The 18,945-nt window shown below is 70.6% G+C and carries 18 protein-coding genes; 7 read left to right on the top strand and 11 right to left on the bottom strand.

Going from position 1 to position 18,945, the window contains the following annotated elements; translation table 11 throughout:
* Positions 1-67 precede the first annotated feature (67 nt).
* A complete protein-coding gene (gene tpg, locus ACF1AK_RS34470; protein ID WP_391502772.1) occupies positions 68-610 on the bottom strand; it encodes a telomere-protecting terminal protein Tpg in 543 nt (180 codons plus the stop codon).
* Between the two features lie 93 nt (positions 611-703).
* Entirely contained in the window at positions 704-1,960 is a 1,257-nt protein-coding gene (locus tag ACF1AK_RS34465) for a hypothetical protein (RefSeq protein ID WP_391502771.1), read from the bottom strand.
* Here ACF1AK_RS34465 and ACF1AK_RS34460 point away from each other — a divergent pair.
* Both ACF1AK_RS34460 and ACF1AK_RS34455 read left to right on the top strand, forming a co-directional pair.
* A complete protein-coding gene (locus tag ACF1AK_RS34460; RefSeq protein WP_391502770.1) occupies positions 1,919-2,536 on the top strand; it encodes a HEAT repeat domain-containing protein in 618 nt (205 codons plus the stop codon). The two genes, ACF1AK_RS34465 and ACF1AK_RS34460, sit on opposite strands and share 42 nt — an antisense overlap.
* Before the next feature lie 534 nt (positions 2,537-3,070).
* Positions 3,071-3,559: a hypothetical protein gene (locus ACF1AK_RS34455; RefSeq protein WP_391502769.1), complete on the top strand. Its 489-nt coding sequence runs from the start codon at positions 3,071-3,073 to the stop codon at positions 3,557-3,559.
* 7 nt (positions 3,560-3,566) lie between these two features.
* Here ACF1AK_RS34455 and ACF1AK_RS34450 read toward each other — a convergent pair.
* From ACF1AK_RS34450 to ACF1AK_RS34415, 8 genes are all read right to left on the bottom strand, one after another.
* A protein-coding gene (locus ACF1AK_RS34450) for an IS5 family transposase (protein WP_391502821.1) occupies positions 3,567-4,455 on the bottom strand; the annotation gives its coding sequence in 2 pieces (ribosomal slippage) (positions 3,567-4,095 and positions 4,094-4,455; 891 coding nt in all).
* Positions 4,456-4,477: 22 nt separating this feature from the next.
* A complete protein-coding gene (locus ACF1AK_RS34445) occupies positions 4,478-4,990 on the bottom strand; it encodes a hypothetical protein (protein WP_391502768.1) in 513 nt (170 codons plus the stop codon).
* The gene (locus tag ACF1AK_RS34440) at positions 4,987-5,922 is read right to left on the bottom strand and encodes a class I SAM-dependent methyltransferase (RefSeq protein WP_391502767.1); all 936 of its coding nucleotides are present in this window, start codon (positions 5,920-5,922) and stop codon (positions 4,987-4,989) included. Before ACF1AK_RS34440 ends, ACF1AK_RS34445 begins: the two co-directional genes overlap by 4 nt.
* 424 nt (positions 5,923-6,346) lie before the next feature.
* The gene (locus ACF1AK_RS34435; protein ID WP_391502766.1) at positions 6,347-6,751 is read right to left on the bottom strand and encodes a DUF6009 family protein; all 405 of its coding nucleotides are present in this window, start codon (positions 6,749-6,751) and stop codon (positions 6,347-6,349) included.
* Positions 6,748-8,394 (bottom strand): phage/plasmid primase, P4 family, encoded by a 1,647-nt coding sequence (locus tag ACF1AK_RS34430; RefSeq protein WP_391502765.1) that lies wholly within the window; start codon positions 8,392-8,394, stop codon positions 6,748-6,750. Before ACF1AK_RS34430 ends, ACF1AK_RS34435 begins: the two co-directional genes overlap by 4 nt.
* Positions 8,391-9,398 (bottom strand): bifunctional DNA primase/polymerase, encoded by a 1,008-nt coding sequence (locus tag ACF1AK_RS34425; protein WP_391502764.1) that lies wholly within the window; start codon positions 9,396-9,398, stop codon positions 8,391-8,393. Before ACF1AK_RS34425 ends, ACF1AK_RS34430 begins: the two co-directional genes overlap by 4 nt.
* A gap of 594 nt (positions 9,399-9,992) precedes the next feature.
* Positions 9,993-12,893: a hypothetical protein gene (locus tag ACF1AK_RS34420; RefSeq protein WP_391502763.1), complete on the bottom strand. Its 2,901-nt coding sequence runs from the start codon at positions 12,891-12,893 to the stop codon at positions 9,993-9,995.
* 45 nt (positions 12,894-12,938) lie between these two features.
* Positions 12,939-13,109: a hypothetical protein gene (locus tag ACF1AK_RS34415; protein ID WP_391502762.1), complete on the bottom strand. Its 171-nt coding sequence runs from the start codon at positions 13,107-13,109 to the stop codon at positions 12,939-12,941.
* A 791-nt stretch (positions 13,110-13,900) separates the two neighbouring features.
* On the opposite strand from ACF1AK_RS34415, the gene ACF1AK_RS34410 reads away from it, so the two are divergent.
* The 3 genes from ACF1AK_RS34410 to ACF1AK_RS34400 all read left to right on the top strand — a co-directional run bounded on the left by ACF1AK_RS34410 (position 13,901) and on the right by ACF1AK_RS34400 (position 14,959).
* The gene (locus tag ACF1AK_RS34410) at positions 13,901-14,152 is read left to right on the top strand and encodes a plasmid mobilization protein (RefSeq protein ID WP_391502761.1); all 252 of its coding nucleotides are present in this window, start codon (positions 13,901-13,903) and stop codon (positions 14,150-14,152) included.
* On the top strand, positions 14,149-14,520 hold the full coding sequence (locus tag ACF1AK_RS34405; protein WP_391502760.1) for a fic family toxin-antitoxin system, toxin component: 372 nt from the start codon (positions 14,149-14,151) through the stop codon (positions 14,518-14,520). The genes ACF1AK_RS34410 and ACF1AK_RS34405 overlap by 4 nt, the downstream gene beginning before the upstream one ends.
* A gap of 136 nt (positions 14,521-14,656) precedes the next feature.
* Positions 14,657-14,959: a hypothetical protein gene (locus ACF1AK_RS34400; protein ID WP_391502759.1), complete on the top strand. Its 303-nt coding sequence runs from the start codon at positions 14,657-14,659 to the stop codon at positions 14,957-14,959.
* Between the two features lie 235 nt (positions 14,960-15,194).
* On the opposite strand, the gene ACF1AK_RS34395 is transcribed toward ACF1AK_RS34400, so the two are convergent.
* Complete coding sequence (locus ACF1AK_RS34395; protein ID WP_391502758.1) at positions 15,195-15,317, bottom strand: hypothetical protein; 123 nt, start codon at positions 15,315-15,317, stop codon at positions 15,195-15,197.
* A gap of 98 nt (positions 15,318-15,415) precedes the next feature.
* Here ACF1AK_RS34395 and ACF1AK_RS34390 point away from each other — a divergent pair, with 98 nt between their 5' ends.
* Positions 15,416-15,727 (top strand): hypothetical protein, encoded by a 312-nt coding sequence (locus ACF1AK_RS34390; protein ID WP_391502757.1) that lies wholly within the window; start codon positions 15,416-15,418, stop codon positions 15,725-15,727.
* Between the two features lie 1,085 nt (positions 15,728-16,812).
* Positions 16,813-18,945, top strand: a 2,133-nt coding sequence (locus ACF1AK_RS34385; RefSeq protein WP_391502756.1) for a DNRLRE domain-containing protein, incomplete at its 3' end; no start/stop codon positions are given.

The following is an 18,945-nucleotide window of genomic DNA, read 5'->3' as shown; positions in this document are numbered from 1 at the left end:
GGTGTCGGCCATGAGGGTGCTCCAGTGGTGTCGGGTGGGCGTGCAGGGCAGGGCGGCCCTGTCGGAGCTACAGCTCCAGGTCCATCCAGGCGATGTCGTTCAGCTCGACGTCCAGGCGCCGGGCCCGGCCGCCCTGGCGGAAGTAGTGCTCGCCGAGGGCGTTGGCCAGGATCTGTTCCTGCTCGGCCTGGTCGGCTCCGGCGTCCCGGGCGGCGTAGAGGGCCTGGGCGACACTGCCGGGCATCTTCGGGGTGATCGAACGCTGGCGGGGGTCGTCGGTGGAGGCGGCGGCCGCGCTGTAGCCGAAGGTCGCCTGGATGTGGAGCATGAAGCCGTTCTTCTCGGCGTCGCGGCGCACGCGCTTCTTCACCCGCGGCTGCCAGCCGGCGCGGACCTTCTGCTCGATGGCCTTGGCCGCGGCCGGCTTCGGGGTGCCCTGGCCCTTGAGCCAGCGCTGGACGGTGCGCTGGCTGACGCCGAGGTCCTGGGCGAGCTTCTTGGTGGAGCCCTTGGCGCCCTTGAGCAGGAAGCGCATCCGGGCGGGGACGGACTGCGGGATCGGGCGGGTGCGCTCGGCCCGCTCCAGACCCTCGTCGATCTCCCGGCTCACACTGTCTCCTACCCAGCCGCCGGGGTCGGTGGCCGCTGCTGGTGGTCGTGGATGGGCGGCCCGCCAGGCGGGTGCCGGCGGGCCGCGCGGGTGCTACTCGTCGGCGGAGACGACGCCGCCGGTCTTGATGTGCCGGGCCGGGTTCGTGTCGTCGGCGATGAGTTCGGCGACCTCCGGCATCGGCCGGGAGCCCTCGAACTTCACCAGGCCCGGCGAGACCCCGAGGCGCAGCGAGGTGGTGAGGGTGCCGTCGGGTCGGGTGAGGATGTCGAGGGCGCCGGGGCCGGGGGCGGCGAAGACGGCGCAGTCGGAGAGGACGGCGAAGGCGTGCAGGCCGGTGTCGGCGGCCATCTTGCGCAGCTTGCGGTGGAAGTTGACGGTGGCGGTGTCGATGACCAGGGCGCGCATCAGCGGGTCCCAGGTCGGGCGGTCCAGCGCCGGCCAGCGCTCACCGGGCTTGTAGCCGTGGCCGCGGGGGCGTTCGCGCATCTTGCCGATGGTGCCCTTGGCGGTCTGCTTGATCGCGGTGAGGACCGCGAGCTCCGCCGGGTCGCCGGTCGCCTTGAGGTTCGCCATGGCGTCGAGGAACGCCACCGGATCGCGGTCGGCGAGGTCGCCCGGGACGTCGAGCGCGGCCATCGTCTCCAGGTACGCGGCGCGCAGGCGCTTGTGCCACGGGTCCAGGTACGGGCCGTGCTCGTGGCGCAGCCACCCCTCCAGCGGCCGCACGGTCGCGCCGAGCTCGACGGCGTAGGCGACCTTCACCGTCGAGTACCAGGCCGGCCCCGTCGGGCGCTCACCGTCCGCGGAGAACGGCGAGGGCAGCAGCGGGTCGGTGTCGATGTGGGAGAGGTCGACCAGCCAGGAGCCCGGGATGGTCTTGTCGAAGGCGGGGTTGAGCTCGTGGACCGGGCCGGACAGCGGCAGGGTGAGGCGGCCGGCGGCGGCGAGGAAGGCCATGTTGACGTCCAGGCCGACCGCGTACAGGGCCGTCTTCTTCTCGTCGTCGGTGAGCTCGCGGAACCAGTCCCAGGCCTCGGTCACGAGCTCGCCGCCCGGCTCGCGGTCCTGGGCGAGCGGGTGGACGTCCGGGACCTCCGGCGGCGCCGGGTCGAACGCCTCCTTCGGCCGCGATCCCTCCACCCGGCCGGACATCCAGCCGGCCTCGGTGCGCACCGCGCGGGTGGGCGGGCGCAGCGCGGTGACCAGCTCCAGGCCGGAGACGGCGGTCGAGCCGCGCGGGGTCAGGACCCGGGAGCAAGGGCATACGTTGCCGCCGAAGGCGGAGTCGCTGAGAAGGGGAAGAGGATGGCACTGACGTTGGATGAATCCGTGGCGCAGCTTGGCCACCGGCTCTCGCCCAAGCGGCGCTCCGCCGCATCGCGCTTGCGCCGGCTTGCCGACCCGGCTGCGGGCCCGGCGCTGCTGGAGGCTCTCCAGCGGGAGGTTCGTGACGCCCGCACATGGGAGACCCAGTACCAGATCGTCATGGCGCTCGGAATGTGTGGCCACCGGCCCGCTCTCGGCCTGCTCCGCGATCTTGCCCAGCACCCCTTCAAGGCCACCATGGTGTACGTCGCGCTCGGCGACGCCATCATCCGACTGAGTGCCCCTGAAGAGACAGCCGATGCACTGCGCTGGTGCCTGGACTCCGGCACCCCGATGCTCGCCGACGGCGCCCTGCGCTCCGTCGCCATGCAGCGGCTCCCCCTAGGCGCGGCCACGATCGACCACATCGTCGACGTCCTCGCGCCGCTGGATCCTTACGACGGCCTCCGCTTCTGGGCCGCGGCAGCCGCAGCAGGGTGGACGGGCCCTCGCGTTCAGGGATTCCTCCAGGAGTGCGCAGCCGGCCCCCGGGCCGACGTAGCCGAAGCGGCCATCTCGTCCCTGCAGGGCAAGTACCAGACCTACTCCCCCTTGTAGCGACCCGCCTCGGAGCCCACCCATCAAGATCGTATGATAACCGGTCAAGATCATCTGACACGGGACAGGGTCGGTGCACCACGGACGGGGTCTACCCACCACGCGGACACCATGAATAGAAGTGGTAAGAGAAGTCGCAAGCCCCTCCCGGACGCCGAAGGCTCAGTACAGGTGGCTTCGCGCGGGACGCGCGAGTCCGGCCGGCCTTCGCCGAACTCCGGCGCCCCAGACCCCTTCGAACCGCTCCGGCAGACCTAGGGGTGGCGTCATGGGTGACGCCACCCCTGGCATCACCCATGACGCCCAATATCTAGAACCCGGAATCCAGAACCCTCGCTGCGCTCGTCCTTCCGGACGGCCGCAGGCCTGTGACGGGTGGCTTCGCGCGCGTACGCGCGACGTCGTTCGCCGTCCGGGACCAGCCATTCTCGAACGCGTGTCGCAACGGAGGCCCTAGTTAGGGCTTGTCTGACAAAGATCACGTTGTGGTGGCAGGTTTCCCTTGGGGACGTGGGCACTGCATGTGGGAAGGTCATGCGTGTGATCAACCAAGATGGCGGCTCGGACCACGAGCTCGTACTTGTGGACGGCATGAGTCCTGCGGACGTCGTGCTTGTTCATCGCGAGGCGCTTCGGGTGCTGCGCTCTGGCATCGACACAGCCCATGTCGACGCCTACAGCGACGATGCCTGGCCGCCCGCAGTGATGCACTCATACGAACGCGTGCTGTCCCTGGCCCGGGAGGCGGTGGCAGATGGTTGTCGCCCCCGGCGCGCCGATCCCGGGATGGGTATCGACATCGATGTCCGCGAAGACGCCCAGTTCGAGCTGCTGTTGGACTTGGCTCCCCACACGATCAACGCCGAAGGCCGGCGAGGGGATCAGTTGGTGTTCAGCGCCAGTGACTCGGGCACCTCCCTGTGGATTGCCGTGACACTGGAACAGGAGGCAGAGCTCCTGTCCAGACTGGGTGCGCTGGGGATCCCGCCGACCGTGTTCGCCGTCGGGCAGCGTGACCACTGAGACGCGCTCACGCTGCGGGTTCGCGGAGCCAGAGGATCAGAGAGGCCAAGAGGATACCGGCCCGGTAACGGGTGGCGAGTTTGTCGAAGCGGCTGGCGATGGCGCGGAACTGTTTGAGTCGGTTGAAGCACCGTTCGACGACGTTGCGGTCGCGGTAGGCGGTCTTGTCGAAGGCGGGTGGCCTGCCTCCGTGAGCTCCGCGCCGTTTGCGGTTGGCGATCTGGTCGCGGCGTTCGGGGATCGTGGCTGCGATGCCACGGCGCCGCAGGGCATGCCGGATGGCGCGACTGGAGTAGGCCTTGTCGGCCAGGACCCGCTCTGGGGTGGTCCGCGGCCTACCGACCCCGGCCCTGGGTATGCGGATGCCGTCCAGGACCTCGGCGAATGCGGTGGCGTCGTTGACGTTACCCGGGGTGAGGTGGATCGAGAGCGGCAGGCCTCGGCCGTCGACGGCGAGGTGGACCTTGGTGGTCAGCCCGCCTCGGGACCGGCCGAGGGCCTCGCGCGCCTGCAAGCGGCCCGGATCTTCAGTTTGTCCCCACCCGCCTCCCCTTCTTGCGGGCGCCCGCGGCGTGCTGATGGGCCCGGTTGATGGTCGAGTCGATCGAGAGGGTCCACTTCACCCGGCCCACCGCGTCGTCGCGGACCTGGACATGCTCCAGCAACTTCGCCCAGGTCCCGTCCGCCTCCCAGCGGGCGAACCGCTCGTAGACCGTTTGCCACGGGCCGTACCGTTCGGGGAGATCACGCCACGGAGCCCCGGTTCGCAGCCGCCACAGCACCCCGTTGACCACCTGACGGTGATCACGCCACGGACGACCACGCCCATCCACCTGCGGCAGAAGCGGCTCGATCCGCTCCCACGCCGCATCCGTCAGCTCACCTCTGCCTGCCACATGATCAATCATCAGACAGGCATTAGCGAATGCGACGGTACCAGCGGCGGTGCACGGCCGGTTCGACGGCGAGCACCGCTGCGGCCGCCAGGACACCGACCAGGAGAGAGGCCCAGCCGCCGCCGTTGAGGAGCGACCCCAAGCAGGCGCCGGCCAGGGCCAGCGGGCGGAGCAGGGTGAGCGGGCCGAGCCCGATGACCATGGCGAGGGTGCTGGCGCGGAACGGCAGGAGGAAATAGGCCGCGAGCGAGAGCAACACGGCGGTGGCGTAGACGGTGAGCGGAAGCAGGTAGCCGAGGCCGCCAGCGGCCAGGGTCTCGTAAGCGTGCCTCGGGTCGGCGGCGGTGAGCAGCCGGAGGGTGGCGGTCGAGACGGGGATGAGCAGCAGGACGGCGCCGACGGCCAGCCCGCGCAGCCCGGCCCGCAGGTTGGCGCGGTGCTTGCGGACCCGGGCGTCGCGGCCAGCGTAGGCGCGAAAGCCGCTGAACGCCGCGTCGACCAGGCCGAGTAGGACGAGTGGCAGTGCGGGTGTCATCGGGCGGCCTGCGCGAACTGCTCGGGTCCGAGGAGCCGGCGGGAGGCGCGGCCGAGGGCTTGCCGAAGGGGAGGCTCAAGGTGGGGGCGGACGCCGAGGACCGGGCGCAGCGTGGTGCAGAAGGGGTTGGCGGCGTGTCGGGGCTCGTAGAGCAGCGGTCGCATGCCCGATGCCGCTGAGGCGGCCTGCAGCAAGGACTCGTCGCTGTGCGCCCGCCGGGCGGAGGCGACGCCGTCGTGGCGGCCCAGCGGGTGGCGCATCCGGGCGCGGTGGAACATCCACGCGCCGATCGGCGCGAGGCCGGTGGCGGCGATGTCGTAGTGGCAGAATGCCATGGCGGGCGAGTTGCCCTGGGCTCGGAAGAACTCCGTCAGCGCGGGCTCGGGGAAGTGGTGCAGCACGCCGGTGGAGATGTACACGGTGGCGGCCTCCGGCAGGGCGAAGGCGTTGCCATGGACGAAGCGGCAGCCGAGCCGCTCGGCGCGGGCCAGGCGGTCCGCCTCGCCGACCAGTGCAGCGTTGAGGTCGACTCCGACCAGTTCGACGTGCGGGCCGAGGGCGTCGGTGGCCGCCAGCCAGCGGACCAGGTAGCCGAGCCCGCAGCCGATGTCGACCAGACGGACCGGCCCGGCGTGGCCGGCGGCCCGGATCGTGGTGACAAGCGGGCCGATCAGGTGGACGAGCCGTTGGCCGATCCGCAGTTCCTCGCTCAGGCGCTGGAGTTCGGTGTGCACGCTGATCAGCAGGCGGTCCACAGCACCCGGGTCGAGCACTCCGTCCTGGTCGGCGGGCAGCTCGGCGACGAGCCGGGCCGCCCGCGCGTCGCCGTTAACACGGAGCCGCTCGACCACCTCGGCACGCCATACCGGCAGCCGCTGGCCGCTTTCCGGGTCGGCTGCGGTGATCAGGTCCGATATCTCAAGCTGCGCCACAAGACAGCACCCTACGACGCCGGGGGCGCCGTGAAGCCGCGGTGAGCCCGGAACTTCGGGCTCACCGCGGCTTCACGGGGCCCGGGCGACATACGGGCGCGTACGGCATTGCCGGGTGGCAGCGCTGCGCCAGGGTGCTGGCACAGCGCACCGAGGAGCAGTGCGCTGTACGGTTCGATCGGCGGGGTGTCGGTGAGGGCGGCGATCGATGCCGGCGCGCGGCTGTCATCCGCCACGAGGTGGCACAGCGCCAACAGCTCGAACCGATGGTGGTCAGCTACGGCACCATTGTGTCCCAGTGAGCAGTGAGGTCGGCGAAGACATCGTCGACGAGTTCGTCGGTGGCGTCGGCGTCCGCGAGGTGCAGGTGGGTGTACGCCACGGCGGACAGGGCGCTGCCGACCGGGTCGGCGGCTGTCGGCCGTCAGGCTTTCGGGAGTGTTATCCCCAGCTCGAGCATGGCGGGTGAAGCGGGGCCGCCTTCGGAGCGCTCGGTCTTGTAGCCCTTGATACGGGGCCCGACAGTGCGGGGGTCGACGGCTTCAGAGGGGGCTCCGGTGCAGTAGAGGCCGTCGGGGTCCTGGTCGCGGTCGTGGGGCAGGAGCCAGAAGACTCTGCGGCGGAAGGTGCCGGAGGCTCGGGAGGACTTGGCGTCGGGGCCGAGGATGGCGTAGCCGACCATGCGGCCGTCGCGGTGGTAAGCGGGTCGGCCGCGGCGGGTGGTGAGCCGGTCGAGGGACTGGCGGACGTAGTCGAGCCGTGTGGTGTCCTCGAGCCAGACGAGGTCGGTTTCGTGGGCGAGCTCGGCTGGGTCGATCAGCGCGCTCACGTGGTGTGCTCCTCTGTGTCGTCGGTGGTGAGGCCGATGCCCGGGTAGAACTTGCGCGAGTTGGACAGGACCATCTGCTTGGGGGAGGTCATACCCAGTGTCTCGCGTACTCGTGCGGCGAAGGCACGGGCTGAGACCGGGTTGGCTCCTTCGAAGCCGCACCAGCGGGTGTAGGCGCTGTAGAGCTGAGCCTGCTCGGCGCGCATGCCTTCGCCGGTGCGGCAGGCCTCGCTGAGGAAGCGGCCGACGTGGTCCTCGGTCTCGGCATACGCGGTGGTGGCAGTCTGCACGGCCTGGGGGCCGGTGAGGTCCTTCTCTCCGGCGAAGTAGCGGCGGGCGCCGTCGATGAGCCAGGCGAGGATGCCGGGGCCTTCTTCGTCAACGAGGACGTACGCCAGGTTGTCGATCTTGCGTTCCTCGGGGACGACCCGTTCGAAGGGGATCAGGCGCATGCGGCGCCAGAACGCGAAGCCGCCGGTGCCGACCTCCGGTCTGTGGTTGCCGAGCAGCCAGAGCTTGTGGGTGGGGGTGAAGCTGAAGAAATCCTGGCGCATGCGGCGGGCCTTGATCTTGTCGCCGCCGGTCAGGAGCTTGACGCGGGCTTCGTCGAAGCGGTCGCCGGGCTTGAGTTCGGAGCAGACGATGATGCGCCGGCCGTGAAGTTCGGCGAGGTCGGTGGGGTGGCCGTCGAAGGTCTTGGCCATGAGGAAGCCGGGTGGGGCAGCGTCGGCGTAGTCGCCGAGCAGCTGGATCATGACATCGAGCAGCACGCTCTTGCCGTTTTTGCCCTGGCCGTAGAGGAAGGGCATGACCTGGGCGCCGACGTCGCCGCTGATCGAGTATCCGAGCAGCAGGTGCAGGAAGTCGCGAGCCTGGCGGCCTTCGGCGTGGTCCCCGAAGGTGTCGCTCAGGAAGCGGTCCCAGCGCGGTGTCGGCATCCGGCTGGGCGCGAGGGTGGTGGAGCGGGAGTGGTGGTGGCGGGCCGGGTCCGGGGCGGCGATCGCTCCGGTGCGCAGGTCGACGACCCCGTCCGGGGTGCACAGGGCGTAGGCGTCGGCGTCGAGCAGGGCGGCGTTCATCACCATGCCCGGGGCGGACTTCGCCTGCGCGAGCATGGCGGTCATCCCCGAGGTCGACAGTGCCCGACGGCGGTGGCGGCGCAGGTCCGCGGTGGTGTGGATGCCGCGCGGGTCGTGGGTGGCGATGCTCTCGGCCATCTCGCCGGCCGACCACAGGACGGTCTCGTCGTCGTCGGGCAGCCAGCGATATCCGGCCCAGCGGTACCAGCCCAGGCCCGGGACGTGCCGGTAGTCGCGGCCGTAGAGGTGGACGAAGAGCTTGGCGTTGCCGCGATCCGACAGCGAGTCCGGCAGCACTCCGTGCGCGGTCGCCTCCGCAGCGATGGGCGCAACCGGCTGGAGGACTGTCGCGGCGGGCGGCGCCGGAACCTGCGCGCCGGGCGCGGGGACCGGGGGGCTGGTCTGCGGGCGGTAGTCGAGCAGGCTGTCCTGGACCACGGTGCGGCTGTCGGGGACGGCGGGGATCTGCGGCACGGTGGGCACGGCTTGGGTCGCCAGGATGTGGCGGGCCGCCAGGGCAGGGTCGAAGGTGTGCCCCTGGGGCTGCGGGATCATGTCGTTCATCCGCGCACCTCCAGGTGGAGCGGTCGGCGGGCGCCAGCGTTCATGCCGGTGCGGATCACGGCCTGGGCGTGTCGGTCCTGGGCAGGCCTGGCCGCGCGCGCGGCGTCGAGGAGGGCCTGTTCTGCCTCGCCGTGCGTGAGGTGGCCGCCGGCGACGAGGCCGCCGGCGGTGTAGGCCGCGCGATTGAGCTTGCCGGTGAAGCCTGCTCCTTCCGGGACGACCGCGCAGTCGGCGACGTCCCGGAGCAGGGGGTCGAGCAGGCGGCCGGTGCTGTGTCGGCCTCCGCCCGCGGCCAGCACGGCCTGCCGGGCGCGCGGCGGCACGGCTGAACGGGCCGCGGGCGGAGGGACGTGCTTGTCCTTGAGGTGGCCGGTGCGCACGAGGTCGTCGCTCAGCCACTGCGGCAGCGGCGACGGTGTCTTGGCACCGGGGAGGGCTTCGTAGACGCCGTCGCGGGTGGCGGTGCCCGGCGCGACGATGAAGCCACCGTGGGCCCGGACGTCGACCTGCCAAGCGAGGGAGCGGGTCGTGGAGGACCCGGTGGAGCAGGTGAACGTGCGGTTCTCGTGGTCCTGGTACCAGATGTGCAGGCCGCCGGAAGGGGTGCGTACCCGCAGGGTCGTGGTGTCGGTCGCCGGGTCCTGGGCCTGGCGAAGCGCAGCCAGCAGGGCCAGGCTGTGATAGCCCGAGGACAGTCCCTCGAGGGGGACCTGGTCGTGGATCGGGATGCCGGGCAGGATCCGGTCGCGGGCGGGTGCGGTCTCGGTGTGGGTGTCGACGTCGATGACGACCAGGCGCGCAGGGCCGCAGGAGACCGCGGTGCCGAAGCCGGGGTTGACCTGCCACCAGGCGGTGAGCAGGTCCTGGTCGAGGGTGGCGGCGTGGAAGCCGTGGCACCAGCGGCCGGCGGCCCGGCACGGGCAGCCGGCCGGGGCGTGGCCGCTCTCCCGGCAGGGGGCGCAGTTGGCGGGCGGGGTCTTGCGGCCCGGTGCCAGTGGGTGCACGGGCCAGCCCTGGGCAACGCACCACCGGGCGACGGTCAGCGACCGGGGCTCTTCGCCCGCTCGGTCGCTCCCCACGGCCTTCGGCGCCGTCACGCTGCTCCCTCTCCACGGTCGGTAGCTGCTGGTTGTTGAGTCGCTGAGCGAGTCGCTCCAGCATATGCGCAGGTCAGAGGCCTCTTGCAGGAGAAACAGCGACCGAAGCGACTCAAGCTCAGAACATAGCCCACATAGGGTAGCCGACCGGGAAAAGCTGCGCCGCGATCCTGCAGCCCAGGGCGTTCGGAAGCGACCGAGGCCAGACGCAGCGACTCATGGCGGTCGGTCGCTCTTCCCCTCCCGAAACCTGTTTTCGCAGGTCAAGGCGTTCTGTGCTCGCCCGCAGCGACTGTAGCGACTCAAGCCCGGGTCTATGACGCGCACACGCACGCGGGAATGTCTTCATATACCGGAACTTCGGTCGCTTCGGTCGCTGATTTACCCAACACATGGCCTGTGACCTGCACTTTCTCCGAGCGACTGAGCGCCAGCGACTGAAGCCCCCGCAGGCCTGCGCCCAGTCGCCTCCGGCGTGTCGCCCGGCAGACCCACAGGCCATCACCGGACGTCGGTCGCTTCGGTCGCTTCAGTCGCTCTGCCCTGCCCGGCCCGTAAACGGACGTCCGGTGCAGACACGGCCGGCAGCTGGGCCTGCAGACGCAGCGCGTACTGGGCCGAGTAGTCGCTACCGCCGTCCGCGGCTCTCAGGTACCAAGGCAGCGCGCGCTCCGGCATCCCGGCCTCCCGCAGGAGGTCGGCCATCTCCCGCACAGCCCGTCGATCGCCCGCCTCGACGCGCCGCTGGAGCCAAGCCACAGCTGCGTCGAGGTCCCGGTACTTGCGCAGCAGCCAGACGGCCTCCCGGTGGGCATGCCGCTCCCCGGCGTCAGCTGCTCCCGTGAGTGCGGAGACGGCATCCTCGACGAAGCGCTCGTCGCTCTCGCACTTGTCCCGCAGGATCAGCCCGATCTGCAGGAACGCTTTCCTGTCTCCCCGCGTGGTGGCCTTCCGGAACCAATGGAGTGCCTCCTCCGGCCGCCCGGTCGTCCGGTACAAGTTCGCAACGCGCCAGATCACCTCAAGGTCCGGCTTCGTCGTCATGGCCTCCTCGAGATAGATCGCCAGAGCCTCCTCCTCGCGTCCCTGGGCCGCGAGAAGGTCGGCCAGGGGCAGTGCGCTCAGGTGGTCCCCGTGGCGGACCGCGGCCTTGTACATCACGATCGCCTCATCGTCCCGACCGAGTGTCTGGAGGTGTTCCGCCGCATTGCGCCAGGCCTCCAAGTCGCCGGCAGACCCGGCGTCCGCGTAGAACCTGAGGGCCCTGGTCTGGTCGCCCATCTCCCACAGAAGCTGCGCGGCCTCCTGCAGCGCAACCGGGTTTCCCGCTGCGGCACAGGCCCGCAGCCACCTCACCGCTTCCTCGGCACGCCCGTTGCGCCGCATGAGGGCCGCCGCAGCCCGCAGGGCACGGCTGCTCCCCCCGGTCTGGGCAGCCTGCTGGTAAATCTCGATCGCCTCGGTGTCGCGACCGGTCTTCAGCAGTTGCCGCGCCGCCGCGACGGCGGCATCGGCGTCGCCCGCCGCGGCGAGACTCCGCAGCCACGCGATCGCCTCGTGCGGCTCGCCGCTCTCGGCCAACAAAGCCGCCGCAGGCTCGAGCGCCTGGGAGTCCCCCGCCTCGGCAGCCCTCTGGTACCAGGCCGCCGCCTCCTCCAACCTCCCCGACTGCTGAAGGAGCGCCCCGCCCATGAACAGGGTGTCGGTGTCCCCCTGCTCGACAGCCGTCTGAAACGACTCGGGCTTCAGCAGCGGGTAGGCGTTGCGACTCGTCGCGAGGAACCTGGGCACCGAACCACGGACGGTGTCGCGGGCCATGGCCAGTCGCGGATCCCGCCCCGCCAGCTCCGCCAACTTCGCCAGCTCCGCCTTGGTGAACCGGGACGACACGTTCACCGCCGCGTCGTCGATCAGGGTGCGGGCCGCGGCATCGGCCCCCGGACCGGAGCGCGTCAGTACGCTGGCCGCGGCCGACACGGTCCCGATCACCAGGACCGGGGCCCGGCGCGGATCATGCAGCGCGTCCAGAATCTCGGCCTGGACCATCCCCGCAACACGGCACTGGGCGGAATCCAGGTACCGGTCTATGCGGTCCAGCCAGACCACGGTTCTGGGCCCGGCCTGAGTCAGACCCTCGACGACCCGCGCCCCGTCGGACGGACTCGCCGGGTGCCACAGCCTCCAACTTCTGGGAAGCAGCGACAAGGCCTCCCAGCAACTGCGGGTTTTTCCGGCTGCCCGTCGCCCACGGGCGACGACCAGGCCGCTGTGGCCCGCGACGGCCCTGCGCACAACACCCTCGATCGCCTGGTCGTGGTGACGGCGAACGTACGGCACCAGCGCCGGCAACGCCTCCCCGTCCCCCGGCAGCGCGAACGCCGGCCGGACGCCCAGCACCAATGGATCCGCCTCCCCGACCGCGCACCCGTACGGCCGGTCCGCGACAGCCCGCACCCACAACTCCCGCGCCTGTTCACCCGCCGTCACCGGATCCACATGGGCCATCCTGGCCAGGACAACGGCCAGCGCCACCGCGTCCCGCTGAACCCCCAGGTGAGCCGACCGCAGCAACCTGTTCACGCTGTCCCGCGTGGGAGCCGAGTCCAGCGCGTCGTCCAGGAGCGCCGCCGTAGAGATGTCCGTCAAAGACGGCACCCCCGCGCCCAGATACAGCTGGTGCAGCAAGTCCTTGAAACCCTTCACCGGCCCCGGCCGCACCCATGCCTGCGCGGGTGCCGTTCGCGGCCGACGCTGGCCGCGAGCGGCACCCGCGTCCTTGGCGGGGCCACCCGCTTCCAGGGCCCGCCCCACTGTCGCCGTACGTCCTCCTGAACGGGCCTGAGGCCGCCGCCCGTGCTGGAGGCGCCTCCACAACCGCTCCCACACCTCGGCCCCGTAGCCCGCGGCGGGCGACCCCTCGAAGCCAGCGATCACCTCCATGAAGGTGCAGAAGACAGGCTCGGTGGGCACTGCCCCCGGGCGCAGCGCATCCCCCAGCGTGCTGCGCGACAGGACACGCCCCACGGCGGTCGCGCGCTCCTCGATCGCCCGCAGCGACGGGCTGCCGCTCAGCGCCCGCGCCGCGCGCATCAGTTCCCCGAGGTGGTGCGCCTCGGTCACCGAATCCGGATCCCGCCACCGCGCCGCGGGCCGCGCGTTCTGCCCGCCAGCCGCCGAGGCGGGTGTTGCCCGCCAGAGCCGTTCCGCTTTCCGGAGGTCGGAAGGGCTTCCTCCGCACGCCCCGACGTAGGCCCGCACCACATCCAGCTGTGGCCGGCGTTCCCCAGAGTCAGCCCGGCACAGCGTCGCCGCCGAGACGGCGCTCGCGGCCGCCATCTGGTCGTAGGTCTTCCCGCTACGCGCGCTCAGCTCCTGCAGGAACCGCGCGAGCTCCTCGGCCACCACTCCCGGAGCGACGGCCTTCTTCCGCCTGCCCATGACGCACGCTCACCCGCGCCGGCGTCCTGCGGCGACGGCCGCCACCAGCCGTCTCACCAGCTCCGAGGCCGTCAGCACCGCGGCACTCGACAACGCGATGATCGCCTCCGTCGACAGCCCGATCACCGCCAGCGTGACGAAGACCGCCAGCACGGCCACCACCAGCAGAGCAACGGTCACCGGCACGACACTGTCCCCGCTGCCCGCCTCGCGCCGCCCACGCCGCACACCCATCCGAATCCCTCCCAAGCCGCAGCCCTGATGAACCCAGCACCGGGCGGAGGTTGCAGCCCCCGCCGATCTGGGGGCCAAGTCTCGACCACCCCGCAACCCCGGCGGTCAAGGGTGTCTGCGAATTCGCCAGCTTTCTGCAAGAACCGCTACAGCTCGCGCAGGATTACCGCAGATCAGCGCGTCGGCCCGGAGACAAGGCTGGCATGCGGCGGCAACGCGTGTCCGGCTTTCCCCCTGGCGCACGTGCCACCGAACGGTTTTTGCGCGATTGTCCGGATTCCGACGCAACAAAAACCCGCACCGGCTATGCCATTCCCGCAGCTCAACGGGCCGGCCTGGACCCACGGCGGCTCCAGGCCGACAACCGCTGTCCGGTCCGCGGGCATCGCAACTCGGCCCCCCTGGTACCGGCACCCGTCACATTGGTCGCGGTCCTCCTGGCCGCAGCCCAGCGCCACCGAGAACCCAGGCCGGACACCGTTGCAGCGGACCGGCCGACCAGCACCAGGCCCGGACTCGCCGCGGAGAGTACCTGCGGTCGCCTCCGCAGCGAGTCCACGGCCCGGATCCGCCCCACCCGGCCGTCGGCCAGCCCAACGCCCTTCTCGTACGCCCCCGCCGGATACCGCCCCGTGCTGGCCGCCGATGCCCGCCGCATGCACAGAGAGCGCGGTCTGCAGCTGCGGATGCCACGCGGCCGCCTTGTAGCGTCGCGTACCCGTCGCTACGATCGTTGCATGAAGCAGTTGAACGTCCGCCTGGACGAGGAGACCCACGAGGCCCTGGAGCAGCGGGCGGAGGCGGCGGGGATGAGCCTGCCGGACTACGCGCGCAAGGTGCTGGTGGAGGAGGCCGACGAGCGGCGTGAGCGGTTCCTGACCGCTGCGGCGCATTTCTCGCAGGTGTGGGGGCCGGCGTTCGAGGCCGAGTTCGGCCCTTACCCGCAGGGCGTCGTGTCGCGGCGGTCGGGGACGGCGGACGCGGCGTGATCCTTCGTGTCGACCGGGCGTGGCTGCTGGATGTCGCCCACCAGTTCCTGCGGGCGGATCCGGATGTCACGGACTACGGCACTCTCGCCGCGGCGGTGGCCCGCCATGTCGACGAGGTGATGGACGTGCCGGTGTACGGGGGCGTCCACCAGCGGGCAGCCGCGCTCATGCACCAGCTCATCCGCGTCCCGGCGCTGGAGTTCGCCAACGAGCACTTCGCGTCCGTCGTCGCCGCCTCCTACCTCGCCGCCTCAGGCGTCATCGTCACCGCCGAGCCCAAGCAGGCCGTCGACCTCGCCGCCCGCATCCGCGACGGCCAGTCCGATGTCCGCGAGAGTGCCGCCGCCATCCGCACCTGGTACCGCTGAACGTCCTTGGCCGCCCGGGCGCGGGGCAGGCCCGGCCCGCCCCGCGCGCTTGCCTGGCGGGCGGACTTCGGCACCGGCGATGCGCGCCGGGCCGGGCCATGGCGCGCCGCAGGGTCCGCAGCCGAAGGGACAGACCGTGGACCTGCTCTTGTACCACCGCACCGACAAAGAAGCCGCCGCCGCGATCCTTACCGACCGGCGCATGGTCTCTCACGACCCGTCTGGACTGATCTGGTTCTCGAACCGGCCGGATGACCCCAACGGCCTGGACTACGGCGACACCGTCGTCACCGTCCGTGTACCCACATCAATCTGCTGCCTTGAGCAGGTGCTTCCTCGCGGTGAGAAGCACTACACCGTCCGAGCGTGCGACTTGAGACCGCTTCATTTCGGCTCAGCAGGCCGCTTCGTGTCAGCTCCTCCCGCACCGAGGTCATGATCCGGTGCCCGGCCGAACTCGGCGTGCGGCTGCTCATCGCCTGCCGCAGTACCGAGCGGGCGATCCCAGCCTGTATGGGGAGGACCACCATCGCCGCCTGCGGTGCGGTCCCGGGACCTCGCGGGTCGGCTCGAATAGGGCATCCAGGAGACGGACTACACGACCCAGACACAGCCCCAAGCGGGGCTGTGGGTGCGGCGGTGGCCCCGCGCGGGTGCGGGGCCACCGCGCCGGTTCAGTCCCGCTGCCAGCCGTCGCGGAACCCGGCGGCCTCCTCCGCGTCGCCAGGGTCATCGTCCTCCTCTATGCGCAACCCCTCACCCGGATCGTCCGGCTGACGATCGACGACGTGCTCCACGACGGAGAGACCACACCGCTGCGGCTCGGGGAGCCCCCTCATCCGTCCCCTCGCCGGTCGCGGCCCTGCTGCTGGCGTACATCGCGGACCGCGGCAACATGAACACCGCCACCAACCAGACGTCCCGCTGGCTCTTCCCCGGCCGCCGAGCCGGCCAGCCAGCCAGCCCCGACCACCTGTCCGCGCTCCTGGGCGAGATCGGCATCCCGGTCGCCGCCGCCCGCGGCGCCGCCATCTGGCAGCAACTCCTCGAACTTCCCGCCCCCGTCGTCGCGGACGCCCTCGGCTACCACGACAAGACCATCAGCCGACTCCTCCGGGAGAACGGTGGAACCTGGAGCCGATACGCCGCAGGCGACCACACCCGGTCACCAGCGGGCTGGGCTCCTCGGGGAACCCGCGGCAGTTGAATGCGCGAGCCCACCAGTACCGAGGCCCTTCGAGCCCTCGGCGGAGGCCATCGCCGACCGGGCAAGCAAGCCGCACCGCCGTGGGCCCCGTCGTTGACGGTGCGGGGGCCAGCGGACTAGAAGGACGTGGGTCACGTTCCAGTTCCGAATAGGGTGACGCTGTGCCTCAATGTTCTGATCAGCCGCCTCTCCCATCCCGCCAGCAACTTGTCAGCCTGCGGGACTTCGTCCATGGAAGGACCTACTCGGCTGCCTCGGTCGCCATCCGGCTCGACGGCGCTCCGCCTCATGCCGACGGGTCGCCCCTGGACGACGTGAGCAAGGTGGCAAATGCCCTGTACGAGGTCGTGAACGCTCTCGGCAGGCCGGTGCTGGACGCGGTGTATTCCGGGCAGCCGAACGGCGAGGCGTGTGACTCGTGGGTTGCGCTCTTATTGATCGCCCAGCACTGGCGGGACTCACCTGATCTGCCAGCAGACCTAAAAGCCCTGGTCGATGGGGCGCTTCCTCTCTGACCCATCTCACCCGGTCGGACCCAGAAGGCTGTCACGTTCAGTAGCAATGCCCGAACGAGGTGGGCCAACTCGACGGTTGAATACGCGAAGCCGGTAGGCAGGTGCGGCGTGGGCGCCCCGTCCCCGGTGAACGCGGGGCCCGGGTACCGGCCGGCGGACACTTGGATGCTGCCGTCCCGCTTGATGTTGATGCGGACCTCGCCGTATCCGTTGTCGCCGATGAACCTGCGCAGCAGCCGCCAGACGACGACCGGCTCGCGGAGAGGGGAGGGTGCCGCCTCTCATCAACCAGCGTTCCGTGCTCGGAGCCGGGAGGACTCCTCGTGAAGCGGGGTGATGCGCACAAAGACGCTTTGTCTGTGCAATTGCGAAGGAAGTGGCATGTAGTAACGCTGTGCGAGCAGTTCGTTACTCGATTGTCATCCTGAGTAGTTCCTGTGTGTTGGGCGGGAGTGGGAGGTTGTCAGTCGGTTCTGAACGAACCGATCTGAACATGCGCCACCCATAGAGAGAGATTTGATGAAACGACGGTCTTTGGCCTCGTCCGGTTCCACCGGCGGGGCCTTTTCCATGCGTTGGGTACGCCGAATATCCACAGCCCTGACGCTCGGTCTGCTGCTGCAGACCGGTGTCGCCGCCGACGCCCTGGCGTCAAGTCAGTCCGCCGAGGCGCCGCTGCCCCCGGCCGCCCCGGCCGCGCCCTCCACAGAGGCGCCCGACGAGGCGTCGGCCCTGCTGGCGGCCCGCCTGCAGGGGCGGCGGATCGAGGTCACCAAGGCCCGCACCGAGTTCGTCACCCTGTGGGCGAACCCGGACGGGACGCTGACGTCGGAGCACTCCACCGGGCCGCTGCGGATGAAGGTCGGCGACGCCTGGGTGCCGGTGGACAGCACTCTCGTGCAGACGCCGGACGGTAAGTTGGCGCCGAAGGCGCACCCGCAGGGTCTGGTTCTCGAGGGCGGGGATGCCGGTGTGACGGTGGGCGACAGCCTGCCGACGACTCCCGGGAGCGCCTCGGCCAAGGGTGCCTCCGCCGCGCCGTTGGCCGACCAGCCGTCGGCCCCGTCGGGGCCCTTGGCCAACCCGGCCGGGCCGGTGCCGGCCGAGCGCCCGTTGGTCTCGATCGGTTCCGGTGACCAGCAGGTGTCCTTCGGCTGGCTGGGCAGGCTGCCCAAGCCCAGGGTGGAGGGCAGCAAGGCGACCTATGTCGACGCCCGCCCCGGCGTCGATCTGGTCCTGCAGGCGACCCGGACCGGCTTCGAGCAGTTCCTGATCGTGAAGGACCGTTCCGCTGTCTCGCAGGCCGGCACGGTCACGATCCCGCTCGACGCCTCCGGCCTCACCGTCGCCCCCCAGCAGGACGGTTCGGTCCATTTGCTGGAGAAGGTCTCCGGCAAGCCGGCAGTCAAGATCCCGACGCCGGTCATGTGGGACGCCGCGGTCGACCAGGCCTCGCAGGAGCACCTCAACCGGGCCCCGGTGACCTTGGAGGTGCGCGGTCAGGGCTCGGACACCGAACTGGTGTTCACTCCGAACGCGGCGTTCCTGGCCGACGCGAAGACCCAGTACCCGGTCACCATCGACCCGCCGGTCGATGTCGTCTCCACGTACGACACCTATGTGCAGACGAATGAGAACGGCGACGTCTCGTCGTCGGTCGACCTCAAGCTGGGAAGCTACGACGGCACGACCGTCGCGCGGTCGTTCCTGACGTTCCCGAGCGCGGACTTCAGCGGCAAGCAGATCCTGGACGCCAAGCTCAACCTGTACAACTACCACTCCTCCCATTGCACCCCGAAGCAGTGGGAGGTGTGGGACGCGCAGGGCGCGGGCTGGTGGACGCGCTGGAACGCCCAGCCGACGTGGGGCCAGAAGCGGGCGACGTCGAACGACACGTTCGACGAGGATCCCAATGACAGCCACCAGTGCACCCGCCCCGACGGTTCGGTGTGGGCGCAGGCCGACATCACGAACCTGATCCAGGTCTTCGCGGACCACCACTACTTCGAGTACGGCATCGCTCTGAAGGCCGCCGACGAGAGCAGCAGCCTCTCCTGGAAGCGGTTCAGCTCCGCCGAGGGCGGGGCCCCGCCGTACATCTCGATCACCTACAACACCGTCCCCGCGACCCCGGCCACGGTCGAGGTGCTGCCGTCGCAGCCGGGCACTCCGAAGTACACCTCGGACGCCAACCCGCGTTTCCAGGTGCAGGCGGTCGACGCGGACGGCGACCAGGTCAAGGTCTACTTCGAGCTGCGGCGCGCCGGTCAGCTCCTCGGTAGCATCGTGAAGGACACGCCGAACGGCGCTATCGCGACGGCCCGCGCGTCCGACTTCGGCATCGCCCGGCTCGACGAGGGCGTGCAGTACTCGATCTGGTCGATGGTCGAGGACGCCCATGCCCGCTCCAACTGGACCGAGACGCCACTGGTCGCCGACACGGTCAAGCCGGGTGCGCCGTTCGTCACCTCCGCCGACTACCCGTCGGACGGGCTGTGGCACGGTGCGGCCAACCAGGCCGGCTCGTTCACCTTCACACCACCTTCCGGGACCGATGACCTGGTCGGCTACGTCTACACGCTGGACGGCGGCACCCCGGTCACCGTCGACGCCACCGCGGCGCTGACCACGTCGATCACCCCGACCACCGAGGGCCGGCGCGTGCTCAGCGTGCAGGCCAAGGACCGTGCGGGGAACCTGTCC

Origin of the sequence: Kitasatospora sp. NPDC015120, from assembly GCF_043080305.1 — a bacterium.
Classification (GTDB): Bacteria; Actinomycetota; Actinomycetes; order Streptomycetales; family Streptomycetaceae; genus Kitasatospora.
This window is presented reverse-complemented; position numbering and strand designations above follow the sequence as displayed.

Coding starts and splice junctions, on each gene's coding strand:
- ACF1AK_RS34455 (WP_391502769.1), top strand. CDS start 3,071: ATGCGTGTGATCAACCAAGATGGCGGCTCGGACCACGAGCTCGTACTT.
- ACF1AK_RS34390 (WP_391502757.1), top strand. CDS start 15,416: ATGAACACCGCCACCAACCAGACGTCCCGCTGGCTCTTCCCCGGCCGC.
- ACF1AK_RS34410 (WP_391502761.1), top strand. CDS start 13,901: ATGAAGCAGTTGAACGTCCGCCTGGACGAGGAGACCCACGAGGCCCTG.
- ACF1AK_RS34430 (WP_391502765.1), bottom strand. CDS start 8,394: ATGAACGACATGATCCCGCAGCCCCAGGGGCACACCTTCGACCCTGCC.
- ACF1AK_RS34460 (WP_391502770.1), top strand. CDS start 1,919: ATGGCACTGACGTTGGATGAATCCGTGGCGCAGCTTGGCCACCGGCTC.
- ACF1AK_RS34445 (WP_391502768.1), bottom strand. CDS start 4,990: ATGACACCCGCACTGCCACTCGTCCTACTCGGCCTGGTCGACGCGGCG.